The organism is Micromonospora sp. NPDC004704 (assembly GCF_053601675.1).
This window is the reverse complement of record NZ_JBSGCD010000016.1, coordinates 46,805-59,057: the sequence shown is the minus strand read 5'-3', so window position 1 is coordinate 59,057 and position 12,253 is coordinate 46,805. Positions and strand designations below refer to the sequence as shown.

The 12,253-nt window shown below is 72.2% G+C and carries 8 protein-coding genes; 3 read left to right on the top strand and 5 right to left on the bottom strand.

What is annotated here, in order from left to right; translation table 11 throughout:
• Positions 1 to 8: 8 nt before the first annotated feature.
• The 5 genes from ACWEFB_RS22090 to ACWEFB_RS22070 form a co-directional block, all read right to left on the bottom strand.
• Entirely contained in the window at positions 9 to 1,658 is a 1,650-nt protein-coding gene (locus tag ACWEFB_RS22090; RefSeq protein ID WP_326557722.1) for a RecQ family ATP-dependent DNA helicase, read from the bottom strand.
• Between the two features lie 171 nt (positions 1,659 to 1,829).
• Entirely contained in the window at positions 1,830 to 3,380 is a 1,551-nt protein-coding gene (locus ACWEFB_RS22085; protein WP_452288108.1) for an alpha/beta fold hydrolase, read from the bottom strand.
• 150 nt (positions 3,381 to 3,530) lie between these two features.
• Positions 3,531 to 4,781 carry a hypothetical protein gene (locus ACWEFB_RS22080; RefSeq protein ID WP_452288106.1) on the bottom strand — a complete coding sequence of 417 codons (1,251 nt, stop codon included), beginning with the start codon at positions 4,779 to 4,781 and terminating at the stop codon, positions 3,531 to 3,533.
• A 17-nt stretch (positions 4,782 to 4,798) separates the two neighbouring features.
• Positions 4,799 to 6,325 carry an alkaline phosphatase D family protein gene (locus tag ACWEFB_RS22075; RefSeq protein WP_452288104.1) on the bottom strand — a complete coding sequence of 509 codons (1,527 nt, stop codon included), beginning with the start codon at positions 6,323 to 6,325 and terminating at the stop codon, positions 4,799 to 4,801.
• A 123-nt stretch (positions 6,326 to 6,448) separates the two neighbouring features.
• Positions 6,449 to 9,235, bottom strand: a complete 2,787-nt coding sequence (locus ACWEFB_RS22070) for an ATP-binding protein (protein ID WP_452288102.1) — start codon at positions 9,233 to 9,235, stop codon at positions 6,449 to 6,451.
• Positions 9,236 to 9,514: 279 nt separating this feature from the next.
• Here ACWEFB_RS22070 and ACWEFB_RS22065 point away from each other — a divergent pair, with 279 nt between their 5' ends.
• The 3 genes from ACWEFB_RS22065 to ACWEFB_RS22055 all read left to right on the top strand — a co-directional run bounded on the left by ACWEFB_RS22065 (position 9,515) and on the right by ACWEFB_RS22055 (position 12,242).
• Positions 9,515 to 10,369 (top strand): alpha/beta hydrolase, encoded by an 855-nt coding sequence (locus ACWEFB_RS22065; RefSeq protein ID WP_452288100.1) that lies wholly within the window; start codon positions 9,515 to 9,517, stop codon positions 10,367 to 10,369.
• A gap of 80 nt (positions 10,370 to 10,449) precedes the next feature.
• Positions 10,450 to 11,001, top strand: coding sequence for a hypothetical protein (locus ACWEFB_RS22060; RefSeq protein WP_452288098.1), 552 nt, complete (start codon positions 10,450 to 10,452; stop codon positions 10,999 to 11,001).
• Between the two features lie 71 nt (positions 11,002 to 11,072).
• The gene (locus tag ACWEFB_RS22055) at positions 11,073 to 12,242 is read left to right on the top strand and encodes a winged helix DNA-binding domain-containing protein (RefSeq protein ID WP_452288096.1); all 1,170 of its coding nucleotides are present in this window, start codon (positions 11,073 to 11,075) and stop codon (positions 12,240 to 12,242) included.
• Positions 12,243 to 12,253: the final 11 nt, after the last annotated feature.

The following is a 12,253-nucleotide window of genomic DNA, read 5'->3' as shown; positions in this document are numbered from 1 at the left end:
CGGGGAGTCTACGAGTCACCGCCGACAACGGCGGTGAGCAACCCCTGTTCGCTGACCACGGGTACGGAAAGCGTCTTGTATCCGACATTCTGGAACAGGACCGTCATCCGGTCGTCCTCGTAGCTCATCACCATCCCCGGCCCCCACTCGGTGTGCTCCACCGTGCTGTGCACCGGGAACGGCCCGCTCGCCCCGTCGGCGGCGGTGCTGGTGCCGGCGTGGCAGCTGTCGCAGTGCCCGCAGGTCGTGGTGAGCTGCTCACCGAAGTACGCCAGCAGGGCCTGGCTTCGGCAGCCGGTGGTCTCGGCGAACGCCCGCATCATGTCCGTACGGCTGTTCTGTACCGCCTGCTGCCGCTCGGCCTCGGCCACCGCCGCCCGGCCCGCCTCCGCCGGCTCCGGGGCGTACCGGGGGCTGCTGACCCGCTGACTGGTTCCCGTCGTACGGGCCGCGCCGACCCTTTCCAGCAGGGCGAGAAGCTGGCCGAGCTTGCGTGCCCCCATCCCGGTCCGCTCCCGCAGCGCGGTCCGGGTGGCCGGCCCCTCGTGCAGGGCGGCGGCGAGTTCGGTCAGCTCCGCGGCGTCCGGGGTGCCGCCGGTGAAGAAACGCTGCAATCCGATGTCCTCGGCCCGCCACAGCAGCAGCGCGTGGGCGGGCTCCCCGTCCCGTCCGGCCCGCCCGATCTCCTGCAGGTAGCTGTCCGGCGAGTCGGGCAGGGCCACGTGCGCCACCCAGCGGATGTTGGGTTTGTCGATGCCCATCCCGAACGCCGACGTCGCCACCATGATCGGGACCTGGTCGGCGAGGAACCGCTCGTGCAGCTCCGTACGGGCGCCGGCCGGCATCCCGCCGTGGTAGAACTCGGCCGCGTGACCGGCGTCGGTCAGCCGGGTCGCGAGCTCCTCGGCGGCGCGTCGGGTCGGCACGTAGACGATGCCGGGCCACTGACCACCGTCGAGCAGGCCGATCAGGCGCCGCCACCGGTAGTCCTCGGTCGGGCAGTGCGCCACCTCCAGGAAGAGGTTCGGCCGGTCCAGTCCGGCGACCACCGTACGCGGATCGACCAGCCCGAGCCGGGCGACGATGTCCTCGCGTACGGGTGGTGACGCGGTGGCGGTCAACGCGACCACCGGCGGTCGGCCCAGTCCCCGGATCAGGTGACCGAGCGCCAGGTAGTCGGGGCGGAAGTCGTTTCCCCAGGCCGAGATGCAGTGCGCCTCGTCCACCGCGACCAGGGCCGGGCGCAGCGCGCGTACCTTGGCCAGCACCTCCGGGTTGCTGAGCTGCTCGGGGGTGATGAACAGGAACCGGGCCCGGCCGTCCTCGATCTCGTGCAGTGCCTCGGCCTGCTGGTTCGGCGTCTCGGCCGAGCTGACCCGGACCGCGCGCAGCCGGGGGTTGTCCCGCTCGTTTAGGGTGCGGATCTGGTCCTGTTGCAGGGCGAGTAGCGGTGAGATCACCACCGTCGGGCCGGGCAGCAGTGCCGCCGGCACCTGGTAGATCGCCGACTTCCCGGCTCCGGTGGAGAGTACGACGAGGGCGTCGCGTCCTTTCATCACCGCCCGCATCGCGGCGAGTTGGCCGGGGCGCAGCGAGCGCCAGCCGAAATGGTGCCGCGCGGCGCGGCGCAGGCGGGTCGAGTGCAGTGGCAGCTTCATCGGAGGCCGGAGGTACCCATGCGCGCCGAACGTGAAACGCAGATTGGCTCGGGGGACCGGCCCGGCGGCCGGGCGGGGTGGTCCCCGCCCGGCCGCCGGTCTACTCGAACAGGTCGTCGTCCCGTTACGCGAACGCGTCGCCCTTCCTGATCGAGCGGACGGGCCGTCCCGTTACGCGAACGGGTCGTCGTCCGCCGCGCAGACGACGCCGGGTGCCGGCAGCGCGCCGGTGAACAGGTACTCCCGTTTCACCCGTTCACCGCAGGTGCTGGGGACGAACATCCCGGTGTGGCCCGCACCCTCGATGGTGAACAGGCGACCCCGGGCCAGTTCCGCGGTGGCGTCGCGGGCGCCGTGCCACGGGGTCGACGGGTCGTACCGATTGTTGACCACCAGGATCGGCGCGGCGGTCCACCGGTCCCACGGACCCAGGTACCGGTCCGTGTTGCGGGCCGGCCACTTGGCACACGGCATGTAGTCGAAAACCCCGACCGGACCGAAGTACGGCACCCGCCGTTCCTCGCTCGCCCCGAGCCGGCTGTAGATCGCGGTGTTGCCGGGCACGATGCTGTCCGCACAGTTGGTGGCGTAGAACGCCTCGGTGTTGTTGGCCAGGTACTCCTCACCCGGTGTCGGCCGGGCGGCGCGGGCGCCCAGCGTGGCGGTCTCCGGTGCGTTGTAGAGCCGCTCGAGTTGCACGGCGAGGTCCGCCCACCACAGCGGACGCGGCAGGTTGTCGTTGACGGTGCTGATGATGCTGGTGTACGACCAGCTCTCGCCGTCCACCACGACCGGCCGTTGACGGGCCCGCGCGGTCAGCTCGGCGAACTTCGCCCGAGGGTCACCGCCGGCCGCGAACGCACACTTCGCCGCCCCCGCGGCGGCGCAGCGGCGCAGGAACTGGTCGAACGTCTCCGCGATGCCCCGGGGTACGTCCTGGCGGGTGTCGATCGGCTTGGTGAGCCCGTCGATACCGTGCCCGGTGGCGTTGCCGATGAAGTCCAGCGCCCCGTCGAGGACGAGCGCCCGTACCCGGTCGGGGAACAGGTTGGCGTAGGTCGCCCCGACGTAGGTGCCGTACGACAGCCCGAAGTAGTTCAGGTGGCTGTCGCCGACCGCACGGCGGAGCAGGTCGAGATCCCGCGCCGTGTCCGCACTGGACAGGTGGTCGAGCAGGTCGCCGTTGCGGTCGCGGCAGCGGCGGCCGAGATCCTCCGCGGCGGCGTAGAAGGACTTCTCCTCGTTCGCCCCGACCGGGAAGGCCGGGATGGTGGAAAAGAACTCCTGCTGCTCCGCCTCGGTGCCGAAGCACCGTACGGCGGTGCTGCGGCCCACCCCTCGGGTGTCCCACGACACCAGGTCGAACCGGGCCCGCAACTCGGGCGAGAACAGCCACTCCCACCGGCCCCGGGCCCGCAGCCGCTCCACCCCGGAGGCGCCGGGGCCACCGAAGTTCACGAACAGCGTGCCGATCCGGTTCGCCGGATCCGTTGCCGGATCCTTGATCAGGGAGAGGCTGATCTGCCGCCCTCGCGGCTGGTCGTAGTCCAGCGGCGCGGCCACGGTCGCGCACTGGTAACCGTCGTCGCAGTCCGACCAGGTGACCGGTGGTGCCGTCGGCGTACCCGGCCGTTGCGCGGCTGCCGGTGCGGCTCCGACCAGCGCCGGTGCGACCGCGATCAGCACCGTGGCGACCAGCAGCCGCGTTCTTCTTCTTCTCATCCACAACCATCCTCGACGGAGGGGTCGATCTTCTGACACGGGTCACACGCGCGACCGGGGGTCAAGGTTGCGGGGCGTCGACCGACACCTGCACGGCCACCGTCCCGGACCGGTGCGTGACCGATCCGGGACGGTGCCCCACGCATGGTCCTACCAGTTCGAGTTGGTCACGCCGGTACCCAACAGGACCTGGTCGAACTGGTTGCCGTCGTTGTCGTCGGTGTAGCAGACCGCCACCTCACCCCAGGCCGAACTGGTGATGGCCGTCTGCTCCTGGCGGCCGACGGTGGACTGGCTGAGCACCTGCGCGGCGAGCCGGCCGGTGTCCGTACCGTCCGGGTTGAGGCCCCGGACCCGGACGTCGGTGTCGGTCGCCTGGACCGTCCACCCGACCACCACGTTGGCCTGGTCGTCGATGCCGACCGTCGGCGCGGCGGCACCGGTCCCGGCCGAGGTCTCGACCTCGCTGTGCCGGGCGACACCCGTCGTGGTGAACGAACGGGTCCACACCCCACGGGTGCCGGTGTGGTCGGACTCCCAGGCGACGGTGAAGTCACCGTTGAAGTTCGCCGCCACGGCGGGTCGCACCTGCTGACCACCGCTGTTCGCGTTCGCGGTCCGGCGGGACAGCGTGACCGCCCCGTTCGCCCTGGCCAGACGGGTGAGCCCGACGTTGTAGGAGCCGTTGGCGTCACCGTCCTCGTCCCACACCACGGTCGCCTCGCCGGACGCCGACACCGCCACGTCCGGCCGGTGGTGCTGACCGGTGGTCTGGCTCGCCGTCACCTCGTACGCCTTGGTGGTGATGTTGGTGTAGCCGGCGGCCCTGACCGTCGCCGGGCTGGTGCCCTGGACGTCCTCCCAGACCACGGTGAACGCCACTGCGGCGTTGTTGTTGGCCACGCCGTCCGGGTCGACCGCGACCCTCGGCCAGGTCTGCTGCCCGGCGGTGCTGGCGTTGGCCCGGCCCGAGGCGAGGACCGTCCCGGTCGGGGACACCACCCGGTACGGCACGTTGTAGACCCCGTTGCCGTCCGGGTCGTCGGACCAGACCACGACCGCGTTGCCCTTGTCGTCCAGGCCCACGTCCGGGTTCACGTGCCGCCAGGCGGCGCCACTGGTGCCACCGGCGGAGAGCTTGACCTCGTACACGGCGGCGCCGTTGTTGAACACCCGCAGGTAGATTTCCGAGTGCAGGTTGTCGCCCGGGTTGGTGTCGTCCCGGTCGTCCTCCCAGACGACCGCGACCCGCCCGTTGCGGTTGGCCGCGACGGCCGGGGTGTCCTGGTCGCCGGTGGCGACGCTGTTGGCGGTGGACCAGGTCGCCGCGGCGGCGGCCACGTCCGACGGGATCGGTGCCGCGAGGAGGGACGCGACGAGCAGTGAGGTGATGGCTGACATTGGGTGGTCTTCTCCTCTTACGCGGGACGCAGGCCGGGCTGGCCGTCGACGACGACGAACGAGCCGACGGTGGACACCGGGGCGCCGTGCTCGGTGACCGTGGCCACCGCGCGGAAGTCGGCCCGGACCTGGGTGGGACTGATGGTCGTACGGACGTAACCGCGCCGGTCGGAGGAGAACTTCAGGTGCGGGTTGTTCGACACGTTCGGGATGGTGGTGCTGGCGCTCCCGTTGCCACCGGAGGTGATCGAGGTGCAGACCAGTTCGGTGCCGATGGTGGCCGACGACGGGCTGGTGTAGTCGGCCTTGAGGTCGTTGGCCCAGGCCCGGTGCACGTCGCCGGTGAGCACCAGCGGGTTGCGTACGCCCCGCTGAGTCCAGCCCTGCTGGATCCGGGAGCGGGAGGCGCGGTAACCGTCCCAGGCGTCCATGTTGGCCGCCCCGGCGGCGTCGAGCTGGCGGGCGAAGAAGACCTGCTGGCCCAGGATGTCCCAGGTGCCGTAGTGCTGGGCCAGCCCGTCGAGCAGCCAGGTCTCCTGGGCGGCACCGGTGAGGCTGCGCGAGGCCAGGTCGGCGTCGGTGGAAACCTTCCACCCGTCACCGCTGGCCTGGTCGTCGCGGAACTGGCGGGTGTCCAGCATGTGGAAGGTCGCCAGTTGCCCCCACCGGACCCGGCGGAACAGCGGGATGGCGTTCCCGCTCGGCGCGGAACTGGGCCGCAGCGGCATGTTCTCGTAGTACGCCCGGTAGGCGGCGGTACGCCGGGCGGTCCACTGGGCCGTGGTCAGCGCCGGGGTGTTGTTGGCCCGGACCATGTTGGCGTAGTTGTTCTCCACCTCGTGGTCGTCCGGCACCACCAGCCACGGCGCCGCCGCATGCGCCGCCTGCAGGTCCGGGTCGGACTTGTACTGGGCGTACCGGCGGCGGTAGTCGGCCAGGCTGACGATCTCGCTGCCCAGGTGCTCGCGTACCGCGCCGGCGGTCGCGCCGCCCTCGTAGATGTAGTCGCCCAGGTGCAGGATCAGTCCGGGATTGTCCTCGGCGATCCGCCGGTACGCCGTGTAGTAGCCCGACTCGTAGTGCGCGCAGGACGCGAAGGCCATCACCAGTTCCCGGCCGAAGGTACCGACCGCCGGTGCGGTACGCGTACGTCCGACCGGGGAGATGTGCCCCTGGGCCCGGAACCGGTAGTAGTAGTCGGCGTCGGGGGCGAGACCTCCCGCCACCACGTGCACCGAGTGCGCGTCGGCGTAACGGGCGGCGACCGAGCCGGACGCGACCAGCGAGGTGAACCGGTCGTTGGCCGACACCTGCCACTCGACGGTCACGTCGGCGTCGGCCATGCCGCCCTGCCCGTCGGCGTTGAGCGGCGTCGGGGCCAGGCGGGTCCAGAGCACGACACTGTCGGGCGCCGGTTCGCCGGAGGCGACCCCCAGCTTGAACGGAAACGGTACGGCGGCCTGGGCGATGCGCCAGGGGGCGACCACCGTTCCCGCGGTGGCCAGTCCACCCAGGACGATGGTGCGACGGCTGAGCCTCTTCATGGTCGATAACCCTGGAGGGCGTCCGTGAACGCCACGGTCCGAGGCGGAGAAACCCACATGACGCCGAGGTGGTCGCATCGAGGCTAACGGATGTACGGGTCACCCGGTGGTGACTGCCGGTGCTCAGCTCGGGGTGTCGCTCGGCGTGTCGTCGCGTTCACCCGGTGCGAACATCGCCCGCCCCAGTTCGCCACGCGAGCTGATCCCCATCTTCGGGTAGATCCGGTACAGGTGGGTGCTGACGGTGCGTCGGGACAGGAACAGGCGCTCGGCGATCTCGGGGTTGCTCAACCCCGTCGCGGCCAGCTCCGCGATCTGCAACTCCTGTGGCGTGAGCAGGCTCTGCCAGTCGACCGGGCGGCGGCTCGCCTCGCCGGCGGCCCGCAGCTCCCGCCGGGCCCTGTCCGCCCACGGCACCACACCCAACGCGTCGAACACGGCGCACGCCTCGCGCAACAGCGGCCGCGACTCGGCCACGCGCCGCCGTCGCCGCAGCCACCCGCCGTAGGCCAACTGGAGCCGGGCCCGTTCGAACGGCCACCCGGACAGGTCGGTGCCCAGACGGGCGCGGAAAACCTCGTCCGTGCCGGCGTCACCGTCCGCGTCGGCGCCGGCCGAGAGGACCGCTTCCGCGTACGCCACGGTGACCCGCAGGATCGGGGACCGGGTCGCGGCGACGATCGGTTGCAGCGTACGCAGGATCGCGGCGACCTGGTCGTGGTGCCCGCTGCGCGTACCGGCGTCGGCGAGGTGGCCGAACGCCGAGAACCGCAGGTACTGGTGGTACGCGCCGTCCGCCGGGTCGAAGATCCGGTACAGATGCCGGTACGCGTCCGCGTCCCGCCCCGCGGCGAGTGCCTCGACACCCCGGGTGAGCTGGACCATGCCGAGGATCGGGCTCGCGCCGCCCGGCAGCAACAGCCGCTCCACCTCGTCGGCCAACTCCCGGGCGGTCTCGCCGTTGCCCCGCAGGGCCTCCACGTGGGCCCGGTTGAGGTCGGCGGTCATCGCCCACCGGGGTTGGCCGGTCTCCAGCGACAACGCCCGACCCTCCGTGGCGGCGGTCAGGCCGAGCCGGATGTCGGCCAGTTGGGCGGCGGTCCAGGCCTGGTTCACCAGCGTCACCGCCAGCAGACCGAGCCGGCCCTGGCTCCGGAGCCCGGCGACCGACGAGGCGAGGAAGGTGGTCGCCAGCCCGAGCGCCCCGACCGCGTTCGCGGCGTTGCCGAGCAGGAACAAATCACCCGGATCGCTGTCCATCCGGCGCATCAGCACGGACAGTCGGTCGAGTGCCTCGGCCCCGCGTTCGATCGGTGCGATCCCGGCGAGCACGTTGACCAGCCGTGGATCCAGCGCCGGCACGTCCAGCCGTTCCGCGGCGGCGAGGAGCATTCCACGGGTCTGCTCGTCCGGGTTCGACCACCAACTCCGTACGCTCAGCGTGACCAGGCTGTGCAGTGCGAGTTCGGTGTCCCCGTTGCGTCGCATCAGGTCCACGATGTCGACGAACGCCGGCAGCGGCGCGGCCCCGGACCAGCCCCCGCCGAGGAACGCCTCCCGCAGCCAGGACAGCCGGGCCTGGTCGGTGGGCTGGAGGTACTGCTCCTCGACATCCCGGACCAGCCGTACGACGCTCGGGTGGTCGCCGAGGTCGACCGCGTACCCGGCCGCCCGCAGCAGCCGGTCGGACCGCTCGCGGGCGTCCTCGCTGAGCTGCGCGGCGCGTTCCATCGTGGTCAGCGCGGAGGCGACCGCGCCCCGACGGGCGGCCCGGTCGGCGGCGGCGGTGAGGTCCCGCGCCACCTGCTCGTCGGCCCCGATCGTGGCCGCGGCCCGGTGCCGGACCCGGCGGTCGTCCTGCCCGGCGAGCTGCCCGGCGAGCGCGGCGTGCACCTGCCGTCGCCGGGCGACCCCGGCCGCCTGGCGTACCGCGGAGCGGACCAGCGGGTGCCGGAACCGGATCCGGAACCCGTCGTCCACCTCGACCAGGCCGGCGGTGACCGCCGCCTGGACGTCGGCAACCGTGACCGGCGTGGTCTCCAGCCCGGCGGTCGCGCCCAGGATCTCGTCCAGGCCGTCCCCGTCGTCGAGCGCGGCGACCAGCAGCAGCGTCCTGGTCGCCGGGGGCAGCTCGCCGACGAGTGCGGTGAAGGTCCGTTCCACCCGGGCGGTCAGCGGCAGCGAGGCCGGCAGCAGGGCGTCCGGGCCGAACCGGGCCGCGACCACGGCCAGCTCGACCAGACCGAGCGGGTTTCCGCCCGCCTCGGACAGGACCCTCGCCCGCAGCGCGGGTGACAACCCGGGTGCCCGGTACGCGAGCAGTGCCACCGCCGGCTCCTCGGCCAGCGGCTCGACGCGCAGTTCCGGCAGACCGGCCGAGGCGAGCCGGCGTTCGCACTCGGCGCCGTCACGCATCGCCATGACCAGCACGACCGGGTCGGACGTCAGCCGCCGCGCGACGAAGGTGAGCACGTCCCAGCTCGGCCGGTCCAGCCACTGCGCGTCCTCCACCGCCAGCAGGACGGGCTGACCGGCGGCGGTGGTGGTGGTGAGCAGGTCGAGCACGGCCAGGGCGACCCGGAACGGTTGACCGACCGGCGCGTCGACCATCCCGACCGCAGCCAGCACGGTGTCGCGGGCGGCCGGCTCCCGTTCACCGTCCAGGACCGTACGGAGCAGGCGGTGCAGCCCGGCGAACGGAACCTCGATCTCCGCCTGCACCCCGGTTGTGGTGAGTATCCGCATCCCCCGCCGGGCTGCCTGCGACGTGGTCGCCGCCAGCAGCGAGGACTTGCCGACGCCGGCCTCGCCGCGCAGCACCAGGGCACCGCCGGTGGCCGGAGCCCGGTCGAGCTCACCGGTCAGACGGGCCTGCTCCGACTCCCGCCCGAAGAGGACCTCGTCCACCACCCGTACCCCCCGGTCCGACCGTCCCGTACTCCGGCGCGACGGCGGGTGCCGGGCCGTCACCGTCGACCACCGGACGGGATCGCGGTGGAGCCTAGGTGCGCCGGAGCGTTCGGCCGATGCTGCGCCCGGCCAATGGTGTGCCCGGTCACCCGCGCGCCCGCGACGGTCCTTCCACCTGCACAGCGGCAAGAAGAGAACCTACGTCACCTGACGTATAGCCGCCGGTCGGGGAGCGCGGGTACGTTCGGCGCGTCCGTGCAGGTGAACCTGGGAGAGAACATGACTGAATCCGTACACCCGCTACCAGTGGGCACCGAGCAGCAGATTGCCGCGGCCAACGCGAGCGGCCGTACGCCGGTCGTGTTCATCCACGGCCTCTGGCTCCTGCCGAGCAGCTGGGACCGGTGGGCGGAGGTGTTCGAGGCCGCCGGCTACGCGCCGCTGACCCCGGGCTGGCCGGACGACCCGGAGACGGTCGAGGAGGCGAACGCGCACCCGGAGGTCTTCGCCGACAAGACCATCACCCAGGTGGCCGACCACTACGCCGACGTCATCGGCAAGCTGGACCGGAAGCCCGCGGTGATCGGGCACTCCTTCGGGGGGCTGCTCACCCAGATTCTCGCCGGGCGGGGCCTGTCGGCGGCGTCGGTGGCGATCGACGCCGCGCCGTTCCGGGGCGTGCTGCCGCTGCCGATCTCGGCGCTGCGGTCGGCCGCACCGGTGCTCGGCAACCCGGCCAACTGGCACCGTGCCGTGCCACTCACGTACGACCAGTTCCGGTTCGCGTTCGCCAACGCGGTGACCGAGGACGAGGCGCGGCAGCTCTACGACACGTACGCCGTGCCGGCGCCGGGTGCACCGCTGTTCCAGGCGGCGGCGGCGAACCTGAACCCGTGGACCGAGGCGAAGGTGGACAGCACGAACCCGGAGCGGGGGCCGCTGCTGGTCGTCTCCGGCGAGCGGGACCACACGGTGCCACGCGCGATCTCCGAGGCGACGTACGACAAGCAGAAGCGCAACGAGGGCGTGACCGAGTTCGTGGAAACCCCCAACCGCGGACACGCGCTCACCATCGACAGCGGCTGGCGCGAGGTCGCCGACACCGCTCTGGCCTTCGTCAAGCGGTTCGTCTAGCGGTTCACCGGTGCGGCCGGCGACGCCCACGGGCACCCCCCGGCCGCACCGCCGCAGGCGAGCGAGGAGCGGGACCTCTGTTGGACGACATCTTCCACGAGTGCGAGCTCCGGCCTGTACGGCTGGTCCTGCCGGAGCGGACCGGCTGGTCCCTCTGGGGCGGGAACGCGCCCGACGGCCGCGACTACCTGCTGCCGGTCGGGCGGCGGTACGGGCTGTTCGACACACCGGAGGCGCTGTGCCGGTACGTCGGAGGGGACCGGTCCTCGCACGTGCTCGCCCGTACACCGGGCTGGACGCGCCTGGTCGGGGCCATCTCCAGCGGTACGCCCGAGATGTCCGACCCGGACGACTTCCGGCTCGACCGGCTGTTCGCCTGGCGTACGGGAAACGGGCTCGGCGGTCTGCTCGACTGCCTCAATCTCGTGTGGGACCTGGGCGCGCAGTTCGACGATCCGCTGCTGATCGGGTTCAGCCGACCCGGTGGTCCGCTGCGCCGCATGTATGACGCGCTGTGGCTCGACTGCGACGACGTCGCCGAGCCGGACCAGGTGCAGCGGGCGTCGCGGCAGGCGGTCCTGCGCGTGGCGGAGCTGGCCGTCTGGAATCCGGCCCACGTCGACCACTCCTGACCGGTCCGGGTCCCGGTGGCCCGGCGCGACCTTCGATAGGCTCCGCCGGAGCCGCGTCGAAGGGATGTCCGATGACCGGGCGGGCAGGTGTACCGCGAGTGGAGTGGCCGCAGGTGTGTGCCCGGCGCCTGGAGCGGCACGCACTCGGACCCGTGTCGGTCGATGCGAGCCCGGCCGACGTCGCCGGGGCGATCTGCGGCGCACACGCCCAGGTTTTTTCCGCGGCCGAACTCTCCCTGGGCCTGCGGCTGCAAGGCGCGACCCGGACCGACGTACGCGACGCGTTGTGGACCGAACGCAGCCTGGTCAAGACGTACGGGCCGCGCGGGACCGTACACCTGTTGCCGACCCGGGACCTGCCGATGTGGACCGGCGCACTGTCGGCGATCCCGTCGACGAACCAGTTCCCGGACGATGTGCGGTTGACGGCCGGGCAGACCGAGGAGGTCGTGGGGGCGATCGGCGAGGCGCTGGAGGACGCCGAGTTGACCGTCGAGGAGCTGGGTGAGGCGGTGCTGGCGGCCACCGGGACGTGGGCGGGTGACCTCGTCGTACCGGCGTTCCAGGAGAAGTGGCCGCGCTGGCGGCAGGCGATCACGGTGGCGGCGCACCGGGGCGCGCTCTGCTTCGGACCGAACCGTGGCCGGCGGGTCACGTACACCAATCCGCACCGGTGGTGTCCCGGCTTCCGGCCCAACCGGGGCAAGCCGGCCCTCACGAAGGTCGTACGGCACTACCTGCACGGGTACGGGCCGGCGACGTCGAAGCAGTTCGCCCAGTGGATCGGGGGACCGCCCGGCTGGGCGGCGGAACTGTTCGACTCGCTCTCCGGCGAGCTGCACGAGGTCGAGTTCGACGGCTCCCCGGCCTGGTTGGCGGCCGACGACACGGCGCTGCCGGAGACCGGGCCCGCCGGCGTACGGCTGCTCCCGTACTTCGACGCGTACACGGTCGGCAGCCATCCCCGCAAGCGGCTCTTCCCGGGCCGGGCGGCGGAGCGGGCGCTGAGCCGCACCGGTCAGGCGGGTACTTTCCCGGTGCTGCTGGTCGACGGCACGGTTGCCGGGGTCTGGCACCTGCGTCGGTCCGGGCGCAAGCTCGACGTCACGGCGGAGTCCCTGCACCGGCTCGGCAGGGGCAGACAGGCCGAACTCGAGGACGAGGTGGGGCGGATCGGCCGGATCCTCGAGGGCACGGCCAGGTTGACGATGGGCACCGTGACCGTGGGCGGCCACGCGTAGGGCGTCACGGG